18 protein-coding genes and 1 pseudogene are annotated in these 25,119 nt (G+C 56.8%); 9 read left to right on the forward strand and 10 right to left on the reverse strand.

Annotated features, from left to right (window positions below):
• Nucleotides 1-266 precede the first annotated feature (266 nt).
• Entirely contained in the window at nucleotides 267-1,283 is a 1,017-nt protein-coding gene (gene hemB, locus CR155_RS01760; protein ID WP_102068274.1) for a porphobilinogen synthase, read from the reverse strand.
• Complete coding sequence (gene yihA, locus CR155_RS01765) at nucleotides 1,280-1,903, reverse strand: ribosome biogenesis GTP-binding protein YihA/YsxC (RefSeq protein ID WP_102068275.1); 624 nt, start codon at nucleotides 1,901-1,903, stop codon at nucleotides 1,280-1,282. Before yihA ends, hemB begins: the two co-directional genes overlap by 4 nt.
• A gap of 155 nt (nucleotides 1,904-2,058) precedes the next feature.
• Here yihA and CR155_RS01770 point away from each other — a divergent pair, with 155 nt between their 5' ends.
• The 4 genes from CR155_RS01770 to CR155_RS01785 all read left to right on the forward strand — a co-directional run bounded on the left by CR155_RS01770 (nucleotide 2,059) and on the right by CR155_RS01785 (nucleotide 7,574).
• Nucleotides 2,059-2,760 carry a c-type cytochrome gene (locus CR155_RS01770; protein WP_199171645.1) on the forward strand — a complete coding sequence of 234 codons (702 nt, stop codon included), beginning with the start codon at nucleotides 2,059-2,061 and terminating at the stop codon, nucleotides 2,758-2,760.
• A 153-nt stretch (nucleotides 2,761-2,913) separates the two neighbouring features.
• Nucleotides 2,914-4,899 (forward strand): cytochrome c biogenesis protein ResB, encoded by a 1,986-nt coding sequence (locus CR155_RS01775; protein ID WP_102068409.1) that lies wholly within the window; start codon nucleotides 2,914-2,916, stop codon nucleotides 4,897-4,899.
• A gap of 13 nt (nucleotides 4,900-4,912) precedes the next feature.
• Nucleotides 4,913-6,271 (forward strand): c-type cytochrome biogenesis protein CcsB, encoded by a 1,359-nt coding sequence (gene ccsB, locus CR155_RS01780; RefSeq protein ID WP_199171646.1) that lies wholly within the window; start codon nucleotides 4,913-4,915, stop codon nucleotides 6,269-6,271.
• 277 nt (nucleotides 6,272-6,548) lie between these two features.
• Nucleotides 6,549-7,574 (forward strand): GGDEF domain-containing protein, encoded by a 1,026-nt coding sequence (locus tag CR155_RS01785; RefSeq protein ID WP_102068276.1) that lies wholly within the window; start codon nucleotides 6,549-6,551, stop codon nucleotides 7,572-7,574.
• Between the two features lie 36 nt (nucleotides 7,575-7,610).
• On the opposite strand, the gene CR155_RS01790 is transcribed toward CR155_RS01785, so the two are convergent.
• The 4 genes from CR155_RS01790 to CR155_RS01800 form a co-directional block, all read right to left on the reverse strand.
• The gene (locus CR155_RS01790) at nucleotides 7,611-10,565 is read right to left on the reverse strand and encodes a putative bifunctional diguanylate cyclase/phosphodiesterase (protein ID WP_102068277.1); all 2,955 of its coding nucleotides are present in this window, start codon (nucleotides 10,563-10,565) and stop codon (nucleotides 7,611-7,613) included.
• A 228-nt stretch (nucleotides 10,566-10,793) separates the two neighbouring features.
• A complete protein-coding gene (lysA, locus tag CR155_RS01795) occupies nucleotides 10,794-12,062 on the reverse strand; it encodes a diaminopimelate decarboxylase (protein ID WP_102068278.1) in 1,269 nt (422 codons plus the stop codon).
• Between the two features lie 44 nt (nucleotides 12,063-12,106).
• Complete coding sequence (gene lptM / locus CR155_RS20615; RefSeq protein WP_143705168.1) at nucleotides 12,107-12,346, reverse strand: LPS translocon maturation chaperone LptM; 240 nt, start codon at nucleotides 12,344-12,346, stop codon at nucleotides 12,107-12,109.
• Nucleotides 12,347-12,486: 140 nt separating this feature from the next.
• Nucleotides 12,487-14,919, reverse strand: coding sequence for a penicillin-binding protein 1A (locus CR155_RS01800; protein WP_102068279.1), 2,433 nt, complete (start codon nucleotides 14,917-14,919; stop codon nucleotides 12,487-12,489).
• A 133-nt stretch (nucleotides 14,920-15,052) separates the two neighbouring features.
• Between CR155_RS01800 and CR155_RS01805 the strand changes: the two genes are divergently transcribed.
• From CR155_RS01805 to CR155_RS01815, 3 genes are read left to right on the forward strand one after another with little or no spacing between them, the layout of a single operon-like run.
• Nucleotides 15,053-15,643, forward strand: a complete 591-nt coding sequence (locus CR155_RS01805; protein ID WP_233213850.1) for a shikimate kinase — start codon at nucleotides 15,053-15,055, stop codon at nucleotides 15,641-15,643.
• Complete coding sequence (gene aroB / locus CR155_RS01810; RefSeq protein ID WP_102068281.1) at nucleotides 15,640-16,725, forward strand: 3-dehydroquinate synthase; 1,086 nt, start codon at nucleotides 15,640-15,642, stop codon at nucleotides 16,723-16,725. The genes CR155_RS01805 and aroB overlap by 4 nt, the downstream gene beginning before the upstream one ends.
• 8 nt (nucleotides 16,726-16,733) lie before the next feature.
• The gene (locus tag CR155_RS01815) at nucleotides 16,734-17,867 is read left to right on the forward strand and encodes a deoxyguanosinetriphosphate triphosphohydrolase (protein WP_102068282.1); all 1,134 of its coding nucleotides are present in this window, start codon (nucleotides 16,734-16,736) and stop codon (nucleotides 17,865-17,867) included.
• Between the two features lie 29 nt (nucleotides 17,868-17,896).
• Here CR155_RS01815 and uvrA read toward each other — a convergent pair whose 3' ends face one another.
• Nucleotides 17,897-20,737, reverse strand: a complete 2,841-nt coding sequence (gene uvrA / locus CR155_RS01820; protein ID WP_102068283.1) for an excinuclease ABC subunit UvrA — start codon at nucleotides 20,735-20,737, stop codon at nucleotides 17,897-17,899.
• Nucleotides 20,738-20,865: 128 nt separating this feature from the next.
• Here uvrA and CR155_RS01825 point away from each other — a divergent pair, with 128 nt between their 5' ends.
• Nucleotides 20,866-22,074: an MFS transporter gene (locus CR155_RS01825; protein ID WP_102068284.1), complete on the forward strand. Its 1,209-nt coding sequence runs from the start codon at nucleotides 20,866-20,868 to the stop codon at nucleotides 22,072-22,074.
• Nucleotides 22,075-22,179: 105 nt separating this feature from the next.
• Nucleotides 22,180-22,671 carry a single-stranded DNA-binding protein gene (ssb, locus tag CR155_RS01830; protein ID WP_102068285.1) on the forward strand — a complete coding sequence of 164 codons (492 nt, stop codon included), beginning with the start codon at nucleotides 22,180-22,182 and terminating at the stop codon, nucleotides 22,669-22,671.
• 87 nt (nucleotides 22,672-22,758) lie between these two features.
• On the opposite strand, the pseudogene tnpB reads toward ssb, so the two are convergent.
• The 3 genes and pseudogenes from tnpB to fabA form a co-directional block, all read right to left on the reverse strand.
• A pseudogene (gene tnpB / locus CR155_RS21310) lies at nucleotides 22,759-23,201 on the reverse strand (IS66 family insertion sequence element accessory protein TnpB).
• 124 nt (nucleotides 23,202-23,325) lie between these two features.
• Nucleotides 23,326-24,552 carry a beta-ketoacyl-ACP synthase I gene (gene fabB / locus CR155_RS01840; RefSeq protein ID WP_233213825.1) on the reverse strand — a complete coding sequence of 409 codons (1,227 nt, stop codon included), beginning with the start codon at nucleotides 24,550-24,552 and terminating at the stop codon, nucleotides 23,326-23,328.
• Between the two features lie 5 nt (nucleotides 24,553-24,557).
• Complete coding sequence (fabA, locus tag CR155_RS01845) at nucleotides 24,558-25,073, reverse strand: 3-hydroxyacyl-[acyl-carrier-protein] dehydratase FabA (protein WP_102068287.1); 516 nt, start codon at nucleotides 25,071-25,073, stop codon at nucleotides 24,558-24,560.
• Nucleotides 25,074-25,119: the final 46 nt, after the last annotated feature.

Raw genomic sequence — 25,119 nt, forward strand, 5'->3', positions numbered from 1 at the left:
CTGGTTCGGCGCCCAGGGCGCCGAATAGGGGCACGAGGAGCCCACACCCTCATCACCGCCACCACGGCGTGTAATGTGTAGCATTACAATCGCGTGTAATTTGCATTGGCGCGTAATTTCCAACAACGGCATGTAGAACTTAACGGCGCGCAAACTAAGCCAGCGTGGAATGCGCAAGCAAATTGCCGTATGGGCCGCGCATATAACCAAGCTTCGGTAGTCTGCTTAGCGAAACGAATGCGAGTAAACCGCATGCAAATAAATTGCTACGCCTGTTCCTTCAGCAACTTCGCCGCGGCGATCGCGAAATACGTCAATACACCATCGCCCCCAGCCCGCTTGAACGCCAGCAGCGATTCCATCATCACCTTGTCGTGATCGAGCCAGCCGTTCGCCGCCGCTGCCTTGATCATGGCGTACTCGCCACTCACCTGGTAGGCATACGTCGGCATTCCGAAAGCGTTCTTCACGTCACGCAGAATATCCAGGTACGGCATGCCCGGCTTGACCATCACCATATCGGCGCCTTCCCGGATGTCGGCGGCCACTTCGCGCAGCGCCTCGTTGCGATTGGCCGGGTCCATTTGATACGTGAACTTGTTGGATTTGCCCAGATTCGTGGCCGAACCGACGGCATCGCGGAAAGGCCCGTAGAAGGCGCTGGCGTACTTGGCGGAGTAGGCCATGATGCGTGTATAGATATGCTGCTCGGCTTCCAGAGCCTGGCGTATGGAGCCGATACGCCCGTCCATCATGTCGCTGGGTGCGACGATATCGACGCCGGCATGAGCCTGCACGAGCGCCTGGCGCATCAATATCTGCACGGTGGGCTCGTTTAACACATAACCGTTTTCATCCAGCACGCCGTCCTGGCCGTGGCTGGTGTAAGGATCCAGCGCTACATCGGTCAGTACACCAAGCTCAGGGAAATTCTTTTTCAGCTGCGCCACGACGCGCGGAATCAGGCCGTCGGGATTGGCGGCCTCGATGCCGTCCGGCGTTTTCAGGTTGGCGTCGATGACCGGAAACAGTGCAATGACCGGTATCCCAAGCGCGACGCATTCTTCGGCCACCTTTAGCAAGGTGTCCGGCGAGTAGCGCACTACGCCGGGCATGGAAGGGACCGCTTCGTGTATGCCTTGGCCCTCCATGACGAAAACCGGATAGATCAGGTCGTGCGCGGTCAGGATATTCTCGCGCACAAGACGACGTGAGAATTCATCGCGGCGGTTGCGGCGCGGACGGGAGGCGGGAAAGTCGGCGGAAAGAATAAACGAAGTCATGGAACAACCTTTGGAGAAATCCAGTTCTCGATTTGTGCCGCGGCGGTATCAAGGCCGATACGCTTGGTGGCGGAAAATGGCATGGCGTTCAGCGCACCAATATCGGCCAGCTCCTTTTTGACGGCGGCCACGGCCTTGATCCGCTGCCCGTAGGGAAATTTGTCTGCCTTGGTCAACAAGGCGAGAACCGGGATGCGTGTGGGCGCTATCCAGTTGGCCAGCCGGCGATCGAGTTCCGTTACCCCGCGCCGGATGTCGATAAGCAAGACAATGCCGGCCAGGGAGGAACGCTCGCGCAGATAGCCGCCGAGGACGTCGGCCCACTCTTCGCGTGCTTCGCGTGCCACTGAGGCGTAGCCATAACCCGGCAAATCGACCAGGAAACCCAGGTGAGCCCCAGGTTCCATCGGGTCTGGAATGCCGAACAAGTTGATCAGGCGGGTGCGCCCAGGCGTTTTGCTGGAAAAAGCCAGGCGGCGTTGATTGGTCAGGACGTTGATGGCGGATGACTTGCCACAATTGGAGCGGCCCACAAAACAAACTTCGGCCGTGGTGGGAGGCGGGAGCTGGTCGAGGCGGGCCGCCGAAACGGTAAAAGAAGCGCGATGCAGAATGGACACAGGAAGTACCTAGTACGGTTTAATTTAAACGCTATTGTATAATCGCACGTTTGAAACAGTTGCGTCATCTTCGTTAGGGTAGCCCTTCAACGGAATTGGCATTGTCATCGTGGTGTTTACGACACCCGGATCGAATAGCGATCGTCGAGGTCTTCATGAAGCGTGTGCTTTCCAGTATGGTAGTTGCCAGCAGCCTGCTGCTGGGATCTTCCGCAGTTTCCATTGCTTATGCAGCCGATATAGCGGTTGCCAAGCCCGATGCCGCCAAAGGCGAACAGCTCTTTGCCAATGGCGATGCCGCCCGTGGAATACTGGCCTGTGCCAGTTGCCATGGCGCTGCCGGCAACAGCACGATCCCGGTCAATCCGAATCTTGCTGCCATGCCGCACGAATACCTGGCCAAGCAACTGCGAGACTTCAAGTCCGTAGACGGAAAGGCGCCCGCGGCGCGCCGAGGCCCCAATGGCGCCCCGTCCATCATGACGCCATTCGCAGCGGCACTGACGCCTGAAGACATCCAGAATATTTCGTATTATCTGGCCCAGCAGGCTATCGACCCCAAGACGGCGGCAACGGCAAGCAACGAAGCCACCATGGAACGCGGACAGCGTATCTGGCGTGGCGGCTTGCCTGACCGCAAGGTACCAGCCTGTGCCGGCTGTCACTCGCCGAACGGCGCCGGCGTACCGGGTGCTTACCCCCGACTTGCCGGTCAGCACCCTGCCTATATTGCTGAACAGCTCAAATTGTTCCGCAGCGGCGACCGAGCCAATAGCGCGCCCATGTACGATATCAGCGACCGCATGTCCGACGCCGACATCGCGGCGGTGGCCGACTACGCGGCGGGCCTGCGTTAATTTGACATGATCTTGCGGGAACGTATACCGCAACGATAGGTCTAGAATAGGGGAAGGCTACTTTGCCGTCCCCTTTTTTTTGAAGCTTGCCTTGTGAAATCCTCTGTTTCCACGCGCCGAACTGGCGCAGACGTTTTCGAAATGCTGGGCTCGATGCGTTTTGCCGTCAGCTTGCTGATGTTCATTTGCGTGGCGAGTCTGATTGGCACAGTACTCCAGCAAAATCAGGCGGCCAACAGCTACATCGATAAGTTCGGCCCTTTCTGGTTTTCCGTTTTCGACAAATTTTCCGTCTGGCATATTTACAATAGCTGGTGGTTTCTGTTGATCATGACGTTCCTGGTGGTTTCGACGTCCATCTGTGTGTTGCGCAATTCGCCCAAGATGTTGCGCGATGCCCGGTCGTTCCGCGAATATGTTCGTGGCAGCAGCCTTCGGTCGTTCCATCATCGGGTCGAAACCACCAGCGCGGCCAGCCCGTCCGAAAGCCTGTCAGCGCTTCAGCAATGGCTGAGATCGGAAGGCTATAAATTCAAGTTGCGCGAGGATGGCGACAGCGTGATGCTCGCGGCCAAGAAAGGCAGCGCAAATCGGCTTGGATACATCTTCGCCCACACGGCAATTGTGGTGATATGCATCGGTGGACTGCTCGATAGCGAACTTCCCGTCCGTTTGCAGGTGTGGCTGGGCGGCAAAGTGCCGATTACAGAAAACATGCTTATTTCGCAGGTGCCCGATTCCGGGCGCTTGTCCGCCGGCAATCCCAGTTTTCGTGCCAACCTGTTAATTCCCGAAGGTTCACAAAGCAGTAGCGGTGTTGTCAGCGTCGACGAAGGTGTGCTGGTGCAACCGTTGCCCTTTACCTTGAAGCTCAACAAGTTTCTTGTCGATTACTACTCCACCGGAATGCCCAGCAGCTTCAAGAGCGAAGTCGAGGTCACCGATCCGCAAACCGGCAAGTCGTTCAGCCAGACCATCGAAGTCAACGAACCATTGCGCTTCAAAGGCGTAACGGTGTACCAGTCGAGTTTTGACGATGGGGGTAGCAAGCTGCAGTTGGTGGGGTATCCCCTGGTCGGCGCGCACAACCAGTCTTTCGACATCAATGGGGTTGTGGGCAAGTCTACTGAAATTGCCATTCAAGACTCCGGTCAGCAGGTTCCGCTGACCATCGATTTTTCCGGGCTACGGGTGATCAACGTCGAGAATCTTTCCGGCGACGTGCCGCCCCAGCCCAAGGAAATGATGGATCACGTGGCATCGGTCACCGGTAGCGCGGCCGGAGCCAAGAACGAGAACATGAAGAACGTCGGTCCCAGCGTCCAATACCGCATCGTCGGTAGTGACGGGCAGGCACACGAGTACACGAACTACATGCTTCCGCTCGTGCTTGACGGAAGTCTTGTGTTCCTGGCGGGCGTGCGCGAAACGGCGTCACAACCCTATCGGTATATCCGGATTCCGGCCGATTCCCAGGGGACCATGGACGAGTTCATGGAACTTCGCGCGGCACTCGCGGATCCGGCCTTGGTAAGCCAGGCGGCCCAGCGTTTCGCGCAGAAGAATGCAAGCCAGGAAATGCAGCAGCCCTTGTTACAGAAAGCAGCCGTTGGGGCGCTGGAGACCTTTTCCAAAGCGGGATTCAATGGCATTATCGAGAAAGTGCCTGAGCAGGACCGTGAGAAAGTCCTTGGATTCGCAGTTCCCATGATCCAGCTTTCGCTGCTGGAACTGCACGACATCGTGCGAGCCCAGACTGGCAAGCCCCTTCTCGATCGTACCGGTGCGGCGGGCGAGGAAGCCGACAAATGGTTGCAGATGTCTTTATTGGCCCTGGCGAATCTTCCCGACTATCCGGCACCGGTATTCATGGCTTTGAAGGGCTTCGAACAAATCGAGGCCAGTGTTTTCCAGGTCGCCCGCAGTCCTGGCAAGAATACCGTTTATCTGGGATGCCTGTTCCTGCTCATTGGCATTTTTTCCATGTTCTATATCCGTGATCGAAGAATATGGGTATGGATCCGGCCTGCGGGGCAGGGCAGCGACCTGTTGGCGGCAATGACATCACAGCGTCGCACTCTTGACTTCAATCACGAGTTCGATCGTTTTAAAGAGGCCTTCAAACGCCTCTCTACGTAACGAGGTTTTCTTTATGTCCGAGTCCATCATCAAATCCGATATGCCAATGTGGCAAGAGTCCATGACAGCCAGCGGGGATTCCCGAGGAAGCCGCGGCAAGCCCGACTGGACCGATATCGCCTTCTTCCTGCTGCTGGCGGCAGGCGCTGTGTATGTCCTAGGCGCATACAGCGGGAGCATGGACTACTATGAAAAGCTGATCCTTGCCGGGGCGGTGGTGTGGTTCAGTTGGATGGCGTGGCTATGGCGTCCCTTGCGTACGATCATGCTGACCAGCGGACTGAGCGCCTTGTTTGCGATCTGGCTGTATAGCGATGGCAATGGGCTGGCGAATGGCGATATCACGCGGGCCGAGACTGTCTTTTTTCTCCAGTATCTGTTTTCGTCACAGTCCGCCGTCTTGTGGATGTGCGCGCTTTTTGTGCTGGCCACCATTTGCTACTGGATCGGTATTTTCAGTACGACCGCCGCGTGGGTAGGCACTGCCCTTACCTGGGGCGCCGTGTACGCCGGTGTAACCGGACTGCTGGTGCGGTGGCGCGAGGGTCATTTGTTGGGACCCGATATCGGACACATTCCGGTCAGCAATCTGTATGAGGTGTTCGTACTGTTTGCCTTGATCACGGCATTGTTCTATCTGTATTACGAGCGCCGTTACGCGACTCGGGCGCTGGGCGGCTTCGTATTGCTGGTCATCACCTCGGCGGTGGTGTTTCTTCTCTGGTATACCTTCACTCGTGATGCGTTCCAGATCCAACCACTGGTTCCGGCATTGAAAAGCTGGTGGATGAAACTGCATGTGCCCGCCAATTTCATCGGCTATGGCACTTTTTCGCTGGCCGCCATGGTGGGCTTCGCCTATCTCATCAAAGAACATGGCCAGACACGCACATGGGGAAAGCTGGTGCCCGTCTTTGTGTTGGGTGCCGTTCTTTGCGCCGAACCCATGATGTTCAGCTCGCGCGAACTGTCGGTCACGTGGATGCTCTATTTCGGCATCGGCGCACTCGTCGTAGGAACTATTCTGGTGTTTCGCGGCCCGATTGCCCAGAAATTGCCTTCGCTGGAAATCCTCGATGACATCATGTATCGAGCCATTTCGGTGGGCTTTGCCTTTTTCACTGTTGCCACTATTCTGGGCGCGCTATGGGCGGCCGATGCCTGGGGTACATATTGGCAATGGGATCCCAAAGAAACCTGGGCGCTTATCGTATGGCTGAACTATGCAGCATGGCTGCATATGCGGTTGATGAAGGGGCTACGGGGTACGATGGCCGCTTATTGGGCGCTTGCCGGTTTGCTTATTACCAGCTTTGCCTTCCTGGGCGTCAACATGTTCCTTTCGGGGCTGCATTCTTACGGCGAATTGTAGGCAACGTGGGCATCAGCTCGCAAGTTCGTATTGAAAGGGCCGCGATCTAACCGATGCAGAGTCGACAGGCTCGCGGCTTGGCATTTGTAAGAAAATAATGCTGGTAAATTGGCACATTTGCTTTAAAATTCATACAGCTGTGCAGATTACTCATCGCAATTCATCCGGCACCGCCGTCTGGTGCCCTAAACCTGCATAATTTTTGGTCTCTCGACGCTCAATAGCTTTATAGCCACTTCAAACTTGTTATCAAGAAGATCATCTAAAGAAGACAATTATGTCTCCAGTTAAAGAAGGTCCCGGTATCGAAGTTCGGGCGAATCTTTTGGCTAATAAGGCGCTTGCTGCTCAGCTAAGGGTTTTGCATGCTTTTGTGCCATTGGAAGGATGGCTGGTCGGACCCTGCGCCGAACAATCTTCGTTGTTCGCAACCTCCGGGCGGTTTGAAATCCTGTCTTCGACTGATCTGGCATCACTATTCCAGGGGAACTGGATTCCCGATCCTCTCAACGACGGATTTTTCTATCGTCACGTCGTGGAACACGAAAAGCAGCGCCTTGCGCTGGACTCGACCTCCGGTCGAGGCGCGGCTTACCTGATACGGGCCGATCTGCAAGCCCCTGACTCCGAAAGTCGAGGTTCCGCCATAGGCCTGGCATACGACTGGCCGTTCAGCATCGCCCGGCGTACCCAAGAGGTCCGCTCATGCTTGACCGCATTAGCCCTGACGCTTGCCCTCCACGCGGAACTCGGCCTGGCTGAGCGTCTGATGCTCGAACTGCAACGTGATGCGTTTCTGGATCCCCTGACCGGTACGCTGAATCGTGCAGGCTGGATCAACCGGCTCGCACATATCGACGCAATGACTGGCAACGATGGCACCGATGCGGCCATATTCATGCTCGACCTTGACTACCTCAAGACAGTCAACGACACGCAGGGTCATTCTGCGGGCGATGAACTCATTCGGCTGACGGCGCAAACCATTTCCGCCGTGTTGCGCAATAACGATGCGGTAGGCCGTCTCGGCGGCGATGAATTCGGCATCGTGGCACAATATGCCACGCCGGCTGGCGCCGCCGCCCTGATGCAGCGGCTCAAAGAGTCCTTCATGAAAGTCGGCATCAATATTTCGTTGGGCATGGCGCTAAGGTCGGAAGCCGGTTCATTGAAGAAAACCATGCATATGGCCGACGAGCGCATGTACGAAGAGAAACGCACCAAGACCGCGCCGCGCCGCGTTACGCTTACCAGCCAGCCAACCCGTGTCGCCAGCTACGCCGCCGCCCGATCAAGCACCTGATAAAACCGCATTTTCACCGGGGTTGTAAGCACCGCGCTAGCGCTTGCGTAACCGATGCCGGTCATCGTCATCACGATGTTTCGCGGCAATCTCTTCAATGAACTTCAAAACGTCCTTGTCGTTGATCAGGTCGGCTAAGGAATTGGCGCTTAATATATCTGCTGGTGATTGGGCTTTGGAGACGACAAAGCCTTGAACGTAGTCGACGCCCATGTCCCGGAGGGTACGTAAAGTAGCGTAGTCTTCTGCCCACTCGGCAATGCTCTTCATGCCCAGGTTGCGGGCCAGTTCGATGATCGTACGAACAATGGCCGTGTTGGTTTCATTGGCCATCATATCCTTGATCAACGCACCGTCAATCTTGATGGCATCAGCCGCCAATTCCTTAAGATATGAAAATGAGGTGTATCCGGCGCCGAAGTCGTCCAGTGCCACGAAGGCACCCATCTTTTGCAGACGTTTCATGAATACACGGGTGCGGTCAAGGTCTTGCAATGCCACACCTTCGGTGATTTCGACACAAAGCCGACTGGCAACCGTTTCGTGGCGTTCCAGCATGGCGAAGAATGAGGTGATGAATTTTTCATCGTTCAGCGATACGCCGCTCAGGTTGACATTCACCATTTCCGTATTGGCCAGCCGATGCTCATGTTTAGCCAACCACTCAAGCGTCGCAGAAAAGACCCATTTATCAATAATGGTGATCGTTCCGTTTTCCTCGGCCGCCGCAATAATTTTCCCTGTCGGGACCAGCGCGCCCGTGGAATTTCGCACGCGCAGCAGGACTTCGAAGTTGAGTGTTTGCAGCGGATTTTTCATCGACATGATGGGCTGCATTTCGAGGTATAAGCCGCGCGGTGATTCGCTGCCCTCCAGTTCATCGAAAAGCCGCAGTTCTTCGGTGTGCTCCTGCAGTGCTTCGGAGTCCTGTTCGTAGACTACGATGTCCCGGTGTTGCTTGCGTGCGTCCCTGCACGCGCGTCCCGCTGCCGAGATCATGTCCTTGGAATCCATGTTCGAGGTGATTTCAATGATTCCGATGGCGCTGTTTAACTGGTAGGCTCGTTCCCCTACGTACAGGGCGGTGGAATTGAGATGCTGAATGACCGAGACGGCTGCGACACGCGCCTGAGCTATGGTGGCATTTGGAAATAGGATAAGGAACTCGTCCCCGCCGATACGGCCTACCTGCTGTTGTGGCGTCAGGGCTTTTTTGATGCGTTCGCACACCCGTTTCAGGACTTCGTCGCCCGACATGCGGCCGAACAGACTGTTGATGCGTTTAAAGGGGTCCAGGTTGATGTAAGCCAGAGCGCAAGGTTCCCCGGTGCGCAAGCGCTCCAGAGACGTATTCAACGCTTTTTCTATCCCCCGCCGATTCAGTACGTTGGTAAGCGGATCGTTATCGGCCAGTAGTTGCAACTGATTAATGGTCTCGATGCGCGAAGTGATGTCTTGCAACGAACCTTCAATTTGCTTGTCGGCGAGTGCGATTCGGATGACGAAATGCTGAGGAATGCCAGGTTGGCTGGATTCGGGCAGCCGTTCCAGCTCAACTTCGTCACCCGATTTGGTCTTTTCGGCCAACGCGAGCCAGTCCTGGGAAGGGAAGTAGTCGGTCCAGCGCTGCACATTGCTACGACCAAGCGAAAAGCCGAGCATCCGTTCGAGTACCGGGTTGACGCGCACAAAGACGCCGTCGAGACCCAGAGTAAACATGCCCAGGGGCGCCACCGCATAGTTGCTGACCAGTTCCGTTTGAGCGCGTACGCGCTCCTTGCGCTCTTCGCGCATTCGTTCGGCGACCGCCAAGGCGACGATGATGTTCGACAACAACAGGGCAATCACACTATTGAAGGTGTCAACGAAGGCGGTACGACCAAAGATGGCCAGCATCGTCCCAGACAGTACGATGCTTAGAGACATGCCCAATATGATGAGATGCCAGATCCACCTTTGTGTTCTTGCAAGAAATACGCAGCGTGTGAGCATGAGGATAGCCACCAGGACGCCGAAGCCGCAAGTCAGCCACATAAAGGTCTGGAAGAACGCAGAAGGCAAGACCAGGGCGCCGATCAGTAACGCCAGGCCAGCCCATTTGGCAGCACGCCAGAGCCCGGAGAATCCTGGCGGGAAACCGATCTGATACAGTTTGGTCAGCAAAGAATAGGTAAGCAGATAGTAGGCTGCAACCGTGAGCCGCCTGATAAGCGGCATCCAGTCCAGTGGAATGGCATGGCCCAGCCACAGGCTATCCCATCCCAAGGCAAAGGCTCCCAGACGCAGATTGCCCACGAGCCATGTGGCCAGCAATAAGTAGATCCATTCCCTGTTGGTGATCGCTATGACGAGGATGAACAGGGCGATGGTAAGCAGCCCGCCTTCCAGAAGTCCCGTTCCGCGATCGAAGCGACTTGTCGAGGCACGAAGGTCGGGTTCGGTCCAGAGTTCGGCCGAAAGAATTCCGGTGTCGACAAAGCTTGCATAGCACAGGAGCGATGTGCGAACGGGAACATGACCGAGCGATACAGCGAAGCCCATCTTGCTGCTGCGCACTGAACCGATTGCTTCACTTCGGCTTGCAACGCCCAAGTTGCGCAATAGGTTTGCGTCAGCTTTCCAGCATTCCAGCGTTTGCGTCAGGGGCGAGGGGATGTGAAGCACCGCTTCGTCAATTTTGGGAGACGCCGGGATGTCCGCCAAAAACCAGCTGGGCGATGATGCCTTTGTCAGTTGCACCGCTGGCAGGGTATGCAGCGCCGCCAGCGCCCGTGAAGGCGTGTATTGGGAATCATTCTCCGGCAAGAGCCGGATGGAAACACGGTCGCCATGAGTAAGCGGATATTGGGTACTCAGGGCGTACAAAGCCAGGCCTGACAGGATGATGATCGCAGCCGGCACCACATAAAGCGAGAAGTAGTAAACCAGTTGATCGGCTACTGTGGTGAGCTTCTTGAGAGAAATAGTGCGAAGCGCGTTTCGAGCCGTCATGTTTTGCTTTTATACGGGCCTTTTCCCAGGAAGCTGCTACCAACAATTCCGATTGAACTCAATACTACTGACTTTTGTGGGAGCTTGTTTACTTCATGAGAGAAAAGAGCGTCTTTCATTGATATGTCGATTAGCTACGCAGCATTTTGGGTAGATGGAAATGTATCGGGAACCAACATGCATTAACGGCTGATTATCATATTTCTTTATAGACGAATAACACAAGGATCACTCCAGCGTGGTCTCCGTGGCAAAGAGGCTTTCGAGTGTCTCTCGTGGACGAACGACGTGCGCGTTCGAACCATCGACCATGATTTCAGCCGCGCGCGGCCGGGTGTTGTATTGGCTTGCCATGGTGAAGGCATACGCGCCTGCCGACATGATGGCCAGTACATCGCCTTGCTCAAGACGCAGGCTGCGGTCACGCGCGAGCCAATCGCCGCTTTCACATATCGGACCGACAATGTCGTAGACGCGGGCGCAAGCCGCATTCTTGCGCGGCACCACGGCCTCGACGCTGTGCCAGGCGTCGTAAAGCGTTGGCCGTATCAAGTCATTCATGGCGGCGTCCACTATCGCAAAATTCTTCACATCGCCATGTTTAAGGTATTCAACCGTGGTCAACAAGACCCCCGAGTTGCCGACCAGCGACCGGCCGGGTTCCAACACCAGTTGCAGGTGCGAAAGACCGTGCGCGTCAAGCGCCTGGAATACCTTGTCCAGCAACACTGTTGGCGAAAGTAGCGTTTCGTCGGTGTACCGGATGCCAATTCCGCCGCCCAGGTCGAGGTGCTTGAGTTCGATACCCTTATCGGCCAGGATCTTGATAAGAACGATCAGTTTGTCCAGCGCATCCAGATAAGGGCTGATCTCGGTAATTTGCGAACCGATGTGACAGTCCACGCCCACGATTTCTATGTTGGGCAGGGTAGCAGCGTGCTGGTAGACGGCTACCGCGGTCTCGATTGCTATGCCGAATTTGTTCTCTTTGAGTCCAGTGGAAATATAAGGATGGGTCTGGGCGTCGACGTCGGGATTCACGCGCATCGATATGCGTGCTATGGCGCCTGATTGCTGTGCCACGTCAGACAATCGGGCAAGCTCAGCTTCCGACTCGATATTGAAACACTTCACTCCCGCTTTCAGGGCGGCTTGCATTTCCCAGACCTGCTTGCCTACCCCGGAGAAAACGATTTTTGACGGGTCTCCTCCGACGGCCAGCACCCGTGCCAGTTCGCCGCCCGAGACGATATCAAAGCCGGACCCCAGTTTTCGGAACTCGTTAAGGACTGCCAGATTGGAATTGGCCTTCATGCCAAAACAAACCAGCACATCGCGGCCCCGCGTAGCGATCCGGTAAGCCTCCCAGGCATCGTGCAAGGCTTGTCGCGAATAGACATAGAGCGGCGTACCAAACTGATTGGCCAGATGAGAGAGAGGGGTGTCTTCGGCGTGCAGGACGCCGTCGCGGAATTCGAAATGTGGAGAGACGGTCATGGTCGGCGGGGTGGCGAAAGAAGGGTTAACGATGCGATGCAGGATTACTGCGCGCGCACGGGGCTGGTGGAGGCGGCGCCTCCATTGTCGTTGTTGTTTGCAGATCCGGTCTCCGGTGCGCCGGCAGGCCGCGGCGGTGTTGTCAGCGACTCTTCAGGCGGAGGCGGTGGCGGCATGTAGAGTGGCCCTTTATACCCGCAAGCAAGCAGCGTGGAAAATATGGCGAGGCTGGCTGCCAGGCGACATAACGGACGAGCAGCGGTCGATGCACGGGGCGCTTGCATGATAAGACTCCAAAGGTGGCCGGGTAGCGGAAATGTTGATCGTATTGATCGACAATGGAATGATACGCGAGGCAGCCCCCGATGTCGGGGGCGCCTGGCAATCTTTTCGGAAACTGTCGACCGGCCGCTAGGGGTAAGGTCTAGAAGGGAACATCAGGAGGTTGTTCGCGGCGAGGTCCGCCGCCGCTGGTGAGTTCGTGCAGCAAGTTGCCGATTCCATCCAGCCCGCCGCCGTCCACAGGGGTTTCAGCCGGAGTGGGCAGCCCCACACGGGCCACTGCCTGGCCTGGAGGGAACTCTGAAAAGTAGTAGTCGCCATTGATCTTGCTGAGTCCGGCCGGCATGGGGCCCGGTGGCGTTTCAGGTTGACCTTTCAATGCAGAGCGCATGTAATCTAGCCAGATAGGCAAGGCGGCTCCGCCCCCTGTTTCGCTGGAACCCAGCGATTTGGGTTGGTCGTAGCCCATCCAGACCACGCTCACGAGCTTGGGCGTGAACCCGGCAAACCATGCGTCGTGGGATTCATTGGTTGTTCCGGTCTTGCCGCCAATGTCGTTGCGCTTGAGTTCGCGATATACGCGGGCACCGGTGCCTGAAGTGGCAACGCCGCGCATCATATCGTTCATGACATACACCGTGCGCGGGTCGATGGCACGGGCAGCCGTGTCGCCCGCGATGATGGGCTTGGCCTGCATGATGACCTTGCCGCTACTGTCGGTGACGTGATCGATGAGATAAGGCGGGACACGGTAGCCGCCATTGGCGAACACCGAATAGGCACCGGCCAGTTGCAGCGGCGTGACGCTGCCGGCGCCTAACGCAAGCGGCAACACCGCGGGCTGCCGTTCACGGTCGAAGCCGAAACGCGTCAGGTAGTCCTGGACATACTTAGGACCGACGGCCTGCATGATCCGTATGGAGACCATATTCTTGGATTTGTACAAGCCCTGGCGCATGGTGAGCATGGGCTCGTAGGTGCGGCCGTAGTTCTTGGGCGCCCATGCCTTGGATCCCGTTTGCGCCGCAGTCAGGACAAAGGGCTCGTCGGAGATCTGGGTGGCCGGCGTCAAGCCGCGTTCAAGCGACGATGCGTAGATGAACGGCTTGAACGCCGATCCGGGCTGACGCCAGGCTTGCGTGACCCTGTTGAACTTGCCTTCCTGGAAGTTGAAGCCGCCGACCAAGGACTGGATGGCCCCGTCTTGCGGACGTACAGCCACGAATGCCGCCTGCACGGTGGGCATGTTGATGACTTCCCAGTACTCTCCGTTTTTGTGCAGGTAAACCACTGAACCGCGCTGGATGCGAACTTTCTCTTTGGCATTCTTGACCAAGCCGCGGGCTACGACCTTCAGGGCGCGCTTGTCGGTGACTTCGATGATTTCCTTGGCACTGCGTGCCACGGTGATTTTAGTGGGGCTGGCTTCCAGGACTACCCCGGTCAGCACATCGCCATTGTCGGAGTATTTTTCCTGCAGGTCGTCCAGTATGGCATCGAGCTTGGTCGGGTCGTTTTCGATTCCGTCGGGGAGATCCAAATTGGTCTCTGGACCGGGATAGACTGAGCGGCGGGTGTAATCGAGGATGCCTTCCCGTACGGCCTTGTAGGCGTTTTCCTGATCTTTGGAATTGACCGTGGTGTATACGTTAAAGCCGCGGGAGTAAATGTTGTCCTGGTAGACGCCATACAATAGCTGGCGCGCCAGTTCGGCGACATACTCGCCATGCACGGAATAGCCGCCCGCAGGAGTTCCGAGCGCGGACTTGATGACGATTTCTTCGTCGGTTGCCTTCTGGAACTCTTCCTCGGTCAGGTAGCCCAGGCTTTTCATGCGGCCCAGGACATAGCCTTGGCGGGATTTGGCGCGTTCGAAGTTGGCAATCGGGTTGAAGCGCGAAGGGGCTTTGGGTATGCCTGCCAGCATAGCCGCTTCGGCAGGCGTTATTTCGCCCAGCGGCTTCCCGAAATAGGCGCGCGAGGCGGCGGCAAAACCATAGGAGCGATGGCCCAGGTAGATTTGATTCATGTAAAGATCGAGAATCTGATCTTTGGTGAGTGTCGCTTCTATCTTGAAGGTAAGCAGCAGTTCATAGAACTTGCGGGTGTAGGTCTTTTCTGACGACAGGTAGAAATTGCGCGCCACCTGCATGGTAATGGTGCTGGCGCCCTGGCTTTTTGACATATTGGTCAGGTTGGCCAGTACTGCTCGTGCAACGCCGGACCAATCGATACCGCCGTGCTGATAGAAACGGTCGTCTTCGGCTGATAGAATCGCCGACTTCATGACATCGGGAATTTCATTGAAGCGCAGGACATTGCGCCGCTCTTCTCCGAATTCGCCAATGAGCACCTTGTCGGCTGAAAAGACGCGCAGAGGCACCCTGGGCCGATAGTCGATCATCGCTCCGAGATCAGGTAAATTCGGCCAGGCCAGGGCCAGTGCGAGTGAGCCGAGCAGAGCGCCACACAGACCGAGTCCCGCAACGAATATGGCTATCTTCAGAAAGAAGCCGCCAATCCAGGAACGGGACACGTCGGGATTACTATTTGGGGAATTGGTAGAAGAACTCATTACGGGCGATTTTAAGTCTAACCATGGTCAGACTATGATTTACGCATCAGGTTTATGTAACCGAAGGATGCAGTGTAGCGGCGTATGGTCGGATTGCAAGTGGGATAATACACAAATGAATGATTCTTTACCTATGGGCGCAAGCCCGGACAACACCATGGCAGGGGGGCCGGAAGACCCTGCCATAGTGCTATTGCCTTATGATCAGCCATTATTCCTGGTGGGCATGATGGGAGCCGGAAAAACAACGATAGGTCGTAGCCTGGCTCGCATCCTGGACCGTGAGTTCCTGGACCTGGACCACGAACTGGAAGCACGTTGCGGTGTCAGGGTGTCATTGATTTTCGACATCGAGGGCGAAGAAGGCTTCCGTAGACGTGAGACCACCGCACTCGACGAATGTTCCCGTCGACGCGGTATTGTACTGGCCACAGGAGGCGGTGCCGTCCTTTCGCCCGAGAATCGTAAATATTTGAAGGAGCGGGGTGTTGTCGTTTATTTGCGCGCCAGCGCCGATGAACTCTTTCGCCGCGTATCGCGCGACCGGAATCGTCCGCTGCTGCAGACGTCTGATCCCAAAGGGCGTCTTCGTTCCCTGCTTCAGGAGCGCGAGCCGCTCTACGAGGAAGTTGCCAGTATTACATTCGACACGGGCTCCATGGCCGTGGCCCAGGTGGTGCGCAGCCTCGTTCCCCTGCTTCAACACTACAAGGTAAATCCATGAATACGGTTCAGGTTGAAACACCAGGCGGTTCCTATCCCATACACATTGCATCGGGGCGGCTCGATCTGCTGGGGCAGAGCATACCGGACGATGCAACAGCGATCGCGCTGGTCAGCAACCCCACCGTGTACGCGTTATATGGCCAGCGCGCTTCTCAGGCACTGGCCAAGACCGGTAAGCGTCTTGTCCATATCGAGCTGCCGGACGGAGAGGCTTATAAAAATTGGGAAACCTTGAATCTGATTTTTGACGGATTGTTACAAAATCGCCTGGACCGCAAGGCCGTGCTGGTGGCGTTGGGCGGCGGCGTCATCGGCGATATGGGGGGCTACGCGGCTTCCAGTTATATGCGCGGGATCCGGTTTTTGCAGGTTCCAACCACCTTGCTGGCGCAGGTCGATTCGTCAGTGGGCGGAAAGACCGGCATCAATCATCCCCTGGGCAAGAACATGATAGGCGCGTTCTACCAGCCTGTGGCCGTGGAAATAGACACCGATGTGCTCGCGACCTTGCCCGGGCGCGAAGTCGCTGCCGGACTGGCCGAGGTCATCAAGTATGGCCTGATCATCGACGCCAAATTCTTTGCCTGGTGCGAGGAGCATGTCGACGCGCTGCGCGCGCTCGATTCGCAGGCCATTACGTACGCGATCCAGCGTTCTTGCGAGCTCAAGGCCTATGTCGTATCGCAGGACGAGCGCGAGTCGGGCCTGAGAGCCATACTGAATTTCGGCCATACGTTCGGTCATGCGATCGAATCGGGACTCGGATATGGCGAATGGCTGCACGGCGAAGCGGTGGGTTGCGGCATGGTGCAGGCAGCAGAATTGTCGGCGATCACCTCTGGACTGTCGGCAGAAAGCGTGCAGCGTGTCAGAGCGCTGACCGCCGCCATAGGCTGTCCGGTGCGTCCGCCCGATCTGGGCACCGATCGCTGGCTCGAACTCATGCAGGTCGATAAAAAGACAGAAGGAGGTCGGCTTCGATTTGTCCTCATTCCCGAAATCGGTCAGGCTGTATTTGAATCTGTGCCAGCCGAGGCACTACGCCGCGTGCTCGACAACGCGGCTTTGCCACAGGAATAGGCGCCGCCATGAATGCCATCGCGTCCTACGCCTGCGATCCTGATCAGACTCGGGGGCGCCGCCACGCCGAAGCGCCACCCATAGGCCGCAGTCAGTTCCAACGCGACCGGGACCGCATCATTCATTGCAATGCATTTCGCCTGCTTGAGTACAAGACTCAGGTCTTCGTCAACCACGAGGGCGATCTGTTTCGCACGCGGCTTACGCATAGCATTGAAGTCGCGCAGATTGCCCGCACGCTGGCACGCAACCTGGGGCTGCACGAGGACCTGACGGAAGCCATATCGCTGGCGCACGATCTTGGTCACACGCCTTTCGGGCATGCCGGACAGGACGAACTCAATGCGTGCATGCGGGAATTGGCGCCCGGCGCGGGTGGTTTCGAACATAATCTGCAAAGCTTGCGCGTCGTGGATGAACTCGAAGAGCGGTATGCCGAGTTCAACGGCCTGAACCTGTGTTTCGAAACACGCGAAGGCATACTCAAGCATTGCTCGATCAAGCATGCACGCATGCTCGGCGATATCGGCGAGCGGTTTGTCGCACGCGCACAACCTTCCCTCGAAGCGCAGATCGCCAATCTGGCCGACGAGATCGCCTATAACAATCACGATATTGACGACGGTATCCGGTCTGGCCTGATTTCGATCGATCAATTGTTGGGGCTGGAAATCTTCGCCACGCACCATGCGCAAGTGCAGAGCAGGTATCCTGATATCGAGAAGCGCCGGCTCGTGGCCGAGATCATCCGCGCCATGATCAACACACTGGTCGTGGACCTGACGGAAACCACGTTGGCCAATATACGCCAGTACCGCCCGGACAGCGTGGATGCCGTCAGGATGGCGCCTCCCCTGGCCTCTTTTTCCGAGTCGATGCGACGCCAGGCGGATGCGCTCAAAAGCTTTCTCATGGACAACCTGTACCGGCACAGCCGCGTGATGCGAATGTCGATGAAGGCGCGCAACATCGTGCGCGAACTGTTCGTCGCGTTCCAGAACGAGCCGCGCTTGCTGACCATTGAATACCGGCGCACCGAGCCGCTGGAACAGGCCCGTGCCATCGCAGACTATATTGCCGGGATGACGGACCGCTACGCAATCCGTGAACACCGGCAGTTATTCAGCATGGATGCCGGCTAGGCGTTTTAGAACGTCATAATTCCTTGTGGTTACAGCAAGGGGCCCAGGTAGCCGCCCGTGTGGCTCGCTGGACACGCGGCGACATCTTCCGGCGTGCCTTCAACAACAATGCTGCCCCCGCCGTTGCCTCCTTCGGGGCCCATGTCGATGACCCAGTCCGCGGTCTTGATGACATCCAGGTTGTGCTCGATGATGACCACGGTATTGCCGCCTTCGACCAGTTTGCGCAGGACTTCCAGCAGCAGCGCGATATCCTGGAAATGCAGGCCGGTAGTGGGCTCGTCAAGAATGTACAAGGTTCGTCCGGTGCTGCGTTTGGACAGCTCCAGGGACAGTTTCACGCGTTGGGCTTCCCCCCCGGACAATGTGGTGGCGCTTTGGCCCAGCCGCAAGTACGAGAGGCCGACGTCCATCAGTGTATGCAGCTTGCGTGATACCGTTGGCACTGCATCAAAGTAGGTGAGCGCCTGTTCGACGGTAAGGTCCAGCACTTCGCTGATGCTGCGGCCGCGGTATCGGATTTCCAGTGTTTCCCGGTTGTAACGCTTGCCCATGCAGACGTCGCAGGGCACGTACATGTCGGGGAGAAAGTGCATTTCCACCTTGACGACGCCGTCGCCCTGGCAGGCTTCGCACCGGCCACCCTTTACGTTGAACGAGAAACGGCCAGGGTCGTACCCACGCGTGCGGGATTCCGGAACGCCAGCAAACAGTTCGCGTATGGGCGTGAACATGCCGGTATAGGTGGCCGGATTGCTGCGCGGCGTGCGACCGATGGGACTTTGGTCCACGTTGATGATCTTGTCGAAGTGCGACAAGCCTTCCAGCGTATCGTAGGGCGCCGGTTCGGTTTGTGCGCGGTGCAGTTGTTGCGCAACCGCCGTGGCCAGCGTGTCGTTGATCAGGGTCGACTTGCCCGATCCGGACACGCCGCTGATGCAGACCAGGCGTCCGGCCGGAATGGCCAGGTCTACGGACTTGAGGTTGTTGCCGCGGCAACCCTTGATCTGCAAGCGCGGAAGATCGGCCGTGACTGGTCGACGTTGTGGAATCGCAATGCTGCGCCTGCCGCTGAGATACTGGCCGGTGAGCGAGTGTTCATTGCTCGCCAGTTCGTCGGGCGTTCCCTGGGCGACGATCTGTCCGCCGTGCTCGCCTGCGCCCGGGCCCATGTCCAATACGAAGTCGGCGGAGCGGATCATGTCTTCGTCGTGTTCGACCACGATGACGCTATTGCCCAGGTCGCGTAGATGCTTGAGGGTAAGTATGAGTCGGTCGTTATCGCGTTGATGTAGCCCTATGGAGGGCTCGTCAAGCACATACATGACACCTGTAAGTCCGGAGCCTATCTGGCTGGCCAGGCGTATGCGTTGCGCTTCGCCGCCTGAAATCGTGTCGGCGCTGCGGTCCAGTGACAGATAACTGAGTCCTACGTTATTCAGGAACTGCAGTCGTGCTTCAATTTCGCGAACGATGCGGTCGGCAATTTCTTTCTTGGCTCCGCTGAGCTCCAGTTCCTGGAACCAGGCCAGGCAGGCCGAAAGTGAAAGCGCTTCGACTTCAAAAATGGCGCGCCCGCGGCGTTCAGCCAAGCCCGGCTCGTTTCCGATCAGCACGTGGCGCGCTTCAGGGCGCAGGCGCGAGCCTTCGCAGGCGGGGCATACTTTGCTGTGCCGATATTTGCCAAGTTCTTCCCGGACAGCGCTTGAATCCGTTTCGCGCCAGCGTCTTTCAAGATTCGGAATCACACCTTCGAAGGGATGCTTCTTGACGGTTGTTCTGCCCTTTTCATTCAGATAGAGAAAGGAAATTTCCTCGTCGCCCGAGCCAAACAGCACACGCTGCCGGAGTTCTGTGGAGAGTTCCTCAAAGGGCGTTTCGATATCGAAATCGTAATGGGCGGCCAGGCTGGTCAGCAGCGTATGGGTAAAGGCGTTGCGTCGGTCCCAGCCATTGATGGCACCACTGGCGAGGCTGAGGTCGGGAAAAGCCACGACGCGTTTCGGATCGAAGACATCTACATTGCCCAGGCCGTCACAGGTTGGGCACGCGCCCACGGGATTGTTGAAGCTGAACAGCCGGGGTTCCAGCTCGGTGAGGCTATGGTGGCATACAGGACAGGCGTAGCGACTGGAGAAGGCATGTTCTTCACCTGTGTCCATGTTCAAGGCTATGGCGCGGCCCTCGGCCAGTCCCAATGCAGTCTCGAAGCTCTCGGCCAGGCGCTGCTGGCTTTCAGGCTTGACGCGCAAGCGATCCAGCACCACATCAAAATCATGTTTCTCGGTTTTCTTCAGGGGCGCCAGCTCGTCGATACTGACCATTTCCCCGTTCACGCGCAGCCTTACAAAGCCTTGAGCCTGCAAACTGGCGCATTCATCCTCGAAGCTGCCTTTTCGGGACCGTGCCAGCGGCGCCAGGATGGCGAGTCGCGTTTCGGGCGTCCAACTCAAGACCTTGTCGACCATCTGGCTGACATTCTGCGCCTGTAGCGGCAAGCCATGTTCGGGACAATAGGGGGTCCCGACCCGCGCGTACAATAGCCGCAGGTAGTCATGAATTTCAGTGATCGTGCCCACGGTGGAACGCGGATTATGTCCTGCGGATTTCTGTTCTATTGATATCGCCGGCGAAAGCCCTTCTATAAGGTCGACATCCGGCTTGTCCATCAGTTGCAGGAACTGCCGCGCGTAGGCTGAAAGACTTTCCACGTAGCGGCGCTGTCCCTCGGCGTACAAGGTATCGAATGCCAATGACGATTTGCCCGAACCGGACAGACCGGTCACCACCACGAGCTTGTGGCGTGGCAGGTCTACAGAAATGTTTTTCAGGTTGTGCGTACGGGCGCCCCGGATGCGGATCGCTTCCATCAAGTTCACGAAGGTCTTTCAAAGGCTAACTTGCTACTATAACGCGCAGCGCTGTTACGTGCGAAGTACAGCGCTCAGATATGTTTTGATACAGCGCCGGCCGTAACGTTAAATTTACCGAGTTTTTCATGAGCACCCCTAGCACCCATCACGCTGCATCTCCCCGGACCAGGCTCAGACTGACCCCCGTCGAACGGCGTGCCAGCGTCATGCTCGCCTTGCTGTTTGCCTCGCGCATGTTGGGATTATTTCTTCTGACACCCATTTTTGCGGTGGCGGCCCAGGCGATACCTGGCGGCAACGATGCTGCGCGTGTGGGCCTGGCTCTAGGGGCTTACGGCTTGACACAAGCCTTCATGCAGATTCCCTTGGGCATGGCGTCGGATCGCTTCGGACGCAGACCGGTGATTGTTTTCGGGATGGTGCTCTTCATTATCGGTGGCGTGATCTGCGCCCTGGCACCGAATGTCGATTGGATCATCGTCGGGCGCGTCGTGCAGGGACTGGGCGCAATTTCTGCAGCCATCACGGCGTGGGTAGCCGATGCCACCCGTCCCGAAGTACGTACCCGTGCCATGGCCATGGTGGGTGGTTCCATAGGAATATCATTTGCCGTTTCGCTGGTGGCGTCGCCCATGCTGGTGGGCGAATTCGGATTGTCGGGTCTTTTCTGGGCCATCAGCATCCTTGGCTTTGTATGTTTGCTGATTGCCGCCTTTGCCGTCCCGGCTGTCCCCCGGGCCAAAGCGCCGATCGTACAAGCCACGCCCCGTGATGTGCTGGGACACTCCGATTTGTTGCGTTTGAACTTCGGGGTATTCTGCCTGCACTTTATTCTGATGGCCCTGTTCATCGTCGCCCCCGGATTGATTTCCACCCTGGGCGGCTACGAATCGGCGCGCTTATGGGAGGTGTATCTGCCGGTCATTCTGCTGTCCTTCGTATTGATGGTGCCGGCGGTTTTCTATACCGAGACGCGGCATGCGCACAAGGTGGCCATGGAGATCGCCGTGGCGGGGCTGGTGGTGGTGTTGGCCCTGATGCCCCTGGCCAGCAGCAGTTTCGTTGGAACGGTTGCCGCCCTGGTGGGATTCTTCATTGCCTTCAACATACTCGAAGCACTGCAGCCGTCGCTGGTTTCCCGCGTGGCCCCGCCTGAATACAAGGGGCTGGCACTTGGCTTCTACAATACGGCCCAGTCGCTGGGCATATTCGCCGGCGGAGTCATAGGCGGCCTGCTGGCTGCCGGCGGTCGCTCGTCTGACGTTTTCCTGGTTTCAGCCGGCCTGGCATTTGCGTGGTTCCTGACTGCGCGCGGGTTTAGAACGCCGTCATGAGGCGGTTGTTTCGGTCCAGCGCAATAGTACGCAAGTATATGGAAAGTAGCGCTGTTATCGTCGATAATAGCGGTAATGTGAAAATTTCAAGTTAAAGGTATCGTCATGGCCTCAGTCAACAAAGTCATTCTCGTCGGCAACCTCGGACGAGACCCCGAAGTCCGCTACAGCCCAGACGGCGCAGCCATTTGTAACGTATCCATTGCCACCACGTCGCAATGGAAAGACAAGGCCAGCGGCGAAAAGCGTGAAGAAACCGAATGGCATCGCGTCGTGTTCTACAACCGCCTCGCCGAAATCGCCGGCGAATACTTGAAAAAAGGGCGCTCGGTGTATGTGGAAGGGCGCCTTAAAACGCGCAAGTGGCAAGACAAGGATACCGGCGCAGACCGCTTCAGCACCGATATCGTCGCCGACCAAATGCAAATGCTGGGCGGTCGCGAAGGCGACGCCAGCATGGGCGGTGGCGGCAACGAATACAACCAGGCGCCCGCACAGCCTCGCGCGCAGCGTCCCGCCCAGCAACCTCGTCCCGCCGCGCCACAAGCGTCGCCTGCGGCCAACTTGGCCGATATGGACGACGACGTTCCTTTCTAGCGGGTACCGCGCTAAATAGTGTTAATAGAGCCCCAGCAAGAGTTGTTTTTGCTGGGGTTTTTTCTTGTTTACATTTTTTGCTTCAGGCTATGCCTTAAACGGATGTAAACAATGAGTGTTGGGTATAGGGTGAAACTCCTGAAATCTACCTCTGCCGAGAGATTTCCATTGCTTCTTGATAGGGTAGGGACGCCGCTGTTCGAACCAACCGTCTGCGCATTGACGGAGCTGCGTGCGAGGAATCAAGCAACCAACACCATTGGCGCTGCACTCGGATCGATTCAGGTTCTTTACCTTTTCTTCGAGCAACATTGAGAGCTGCGCCGGCGTTAAATGCACCACGCCTGACTCGGCATTGGGCCACACGAAGTGACCGTGTTCCAGACGTTTAGCCAACAGACACATGCCATCGCCGCTCCACCATAAGACCTTAATGTGCGGCCACGGAACACGAAGACGTGCCCGCTAAACGGATCCTCCTCAAGCTTGACCTGAACAATAACAGCGAGGCCGTCGAACCCACGCCTCATATCGGTGGCCCTGACGCCAGCCAGACACGCGTAGCGTCAACAAGTAGCAGTATCGAAGGCAAGCCCACGCGCGCAGGCCGCGACGGGAGATCGGTCAGCCCTGGCGCAATGCCTGCGCTAGCGCTTAGCCGTTATAGCGTTGAAAAATCAGGGTTGCGTTAGTTCCGCCAAAGCCGAAGCTATTCGACATGATGGTATTTAACGTAACGTTATCCTGACGCTGGCGAACAATAGGTATGCCTTCAGCCGCCGGATCGAGCTGGACAATATTGGCGGAAGCGCTCAGGAAATTCTGATTCATCATCAATAAAGAATAAATCGCCTCGTTGACACCCGCAGCCCCCAACGCATGGCCAGTCAGCGACTTGGTTGAACTGACCGGAGGCACATCGCGTTCGCCGAACACGGCGCGCAACGCTTCCAACTCTTTGGTATCGCCGACCGGTGTGCTGGTGCCATGAGCGTTGATATAGTCTATCTTTCCATTTACAGTAGCCATGGCTTGCTGCATGCAACGGACAGCGCCTTCGCCCGATGGTTGAACCATATCGTAGCCATCGGAGGTAGCACCATAGCCCGTAAGTTCGGCGAGTATTTTGGCGCCGCGAGCCTTGGCGTGCTCGAGTTCCTCGATAACCAGGACGCCGCCGCCACCAGAGATGACAAAGCCATCCCGGTTGGCATCGTAAGGCCTTGAAGCCGTTGCGGGCGCGTCATTGTATTTGGAAGATAAGGCGCCCATTGCATCGAACAACACGGACATGGTCCAGTGCTCTTCTTCGCCGCCGCCGGCAAAAACAATGTCCTGCTTGCCCATCTGGATAAGCTCCATGGCATGGCCAATACAGTGCGCGCTGGTGGCGCATGCCGAGCTGATTGAATAATTCACGCCCTTGACCTTGAAGGGAGTTGCCAGGCAGGCCGTCGTCGTACTGGACATCGTTCTTGGCACCCGGTAAGGCCCCACCTGCTTTACCCCTTTCTGGCGCAATATGTCGGCCGCCTCAACGATATTCGACGTTGAAGGCCCGCCCGATCCCATGACCAGCCCGGTTCTGAAGTTTGAAACCTCTGATTCTTCCAGGCCGGCATCGACAATAGCTTGCTGCATCGCAATATAATTAAATGCAGCGCCATCGCCCATGAATCTTTTTATCCGGCGATCGATGAGCGAATCCAAGTCTATATTCAGCGGGCCGTGGACATGGCTGCGAAAACCCAGCTCTTTGTATGTTTCTGAAAAAACAATTCCCGAACGGCCTTCTCTCAGGGAATCGGCAACCTCTATTTGGTCATTCCCTATGCTTGATACGATACCCAAACCGGTCACCACAACTCTTTTCATTGACATGGCCTTTAAAAATCCTTTATGGATGTGAACAGGCCAACGCGCAAATCAGCCGCTTTATAAATGACCGAGCCATCAACCTGCATGGTGGCATCGGCGATGCCTAACACTAATTTACGCAAAATGACTCTTTTTAAATTGATGTGATAGGTTACTTTCTTGTTGGTCGGCAGAACTTGGCCTGTAAACTTTACCTCGCCCACGCCTAAAGCGCGCCCTTTGCCCGGACCGCCCAGCCAGCACAAATAAAACCCAAGCATCTGCCACATGGCATCCAGCCCGAGGCATCCGGGCATGACGGGATCGCCCTGAAAATGACAACCGAAGAACCACAAATCGGGGGTAATGTCGAGTTCGGCGATTATTTCCCCTTTGCCGTAGGTGCCGCCCTCTTTCGAGATATGCGTAATGCGGTCCATCATGAGCATTGGGGGTAGCGGCAACTGCGCGTTTTCTGGCCCGTATAGTTCTCCCCGGCCGGATTTCAGCAATTCTTCGTAGGTAAAGCTGTGCTGGCGTGTCATTGTATTGAGATGAGTTGGTTAATTATGATTTCGTAGATTCTCAACG

The sequence above is a fragment of the Pollutimonas nitritireducens genome, from assembly GCF_002849615.1.
Lineage (GTDB): Bacteria > Pseudomonadota > Gammaproteobacteria > Burkholderiales > Burkholderiaceae_B > Pollutimonas > Pollutimonas nitritireducens.

Coding starts and splice junctions, on each gene's coding strand:
- CR155_RS01815 (WP_102068282.1), top strand. CDS start 16,734: ATGAATGCCATCGCGTCCTACGCCTGCGATCCTGATCAGACTCGGGGG.
- CR155_RS01805 (WP_233213850.1), top strand. CDS start 15,053: ATGGGCGCAAGCCCGGACAACACCATGGCAGGGGGGCCGGAAGACCCT.
- ssb (WP_102068285.1), top strand. CDS start 22,180: ATGGCCTCAGTCAACAAAGTCATTCTCGTCGGCAACCTCGGACGAGAC.
- uvrA (WP_102068283.1), bottom strand. CDS start 20,737: ATGGAAGCGATCCGCATCCGGGGCGCCCGTACGCACAACCTGAAAAAC.
- CR155_RS01790 (WP_102068277.1), bottom strand. CDS start 10,565: ATGACGGCTCGAAACGCGCTTCGCACTATTTCTCTCAAGAAGCTCACC.
- aroB (WP_102068281.1), top strand. CDS start 15,640: ATGAATACGGTTCAGGTTGAAACACCAGGCGGTTCCTATCCCATACAC.
- lptM (WP_143705168.1), bottom strand. CDS start 12,346: ATGCAAGCGCCCCGTGCATCGACCGCTGCTCGTCCGTTATGTCGCCTG.
- fabB (WP_233213825.1), bottom strand. CDS start 24,552: ATGTCAATGAAAAGAGTTGTGGTGACCGGTTTGGGTATCGTATCAAGC.
- ccsB (WP_199171646.1), top strand. CDS start 4,913: ATGTCCGAGTCCATCATCAAATCCGATATGCCAATGTGGCAAGAGTCC.
- CR155_RS01800 (WP_102068279.1), bottom strand. CDS start 14,919: ATGAGTTCTTCTACCAATTCCCCAAATAGTAATCCCGACGTGTCCCGT.
- CR155_RS01770 (WP_199171645.1), top strand. CDS start 2,059: ATGAAGCGTGTGCTTTCCAGTATGGTAGTTGCCAGCAGCCTGCTGCTG.
- CR155_RS01825 (WP_102068284.1), top strand. CDS start 20,866: ATGAGCACCCCTAGCACCCATCACGCTGCATCTCCCCGGACCAGGCTC.
- CR155_RS01775 (WP_102068409.1), top strand. CDS start 2,914: ATGCGTTTTGCCGTCAGCTTGCTGATGTTCATTTGCGTGGCGAGTCTG.
- CR155_RS01785 (WP_102068276.1), top strand. CDS start 6,549: ATGTCTCCAGTTAAAGAAGGTCCCGGTATCGAAGTTCGGGCGAATCTT.
- lysA (WP_102068278.1), bottom strand. CDS start 12,062: ATGACCGTCTCTCCACATTTCGAATTCCGCGACGGCGTCCTGCACGCC.
- fabA (WP_102068287.1), bottom strand. CDS start 25,073: ATGACACGCCAGCACAGCTTTACCTACGAAGAATTGCTGAAATCCGGC.
- hemB (WP_102068274.1), bottom strand. CDS start 1,283: ATGACTTCGTTTATTCTTTCCGCCGACTTTCCCGCCTCCCGTCCGCGC.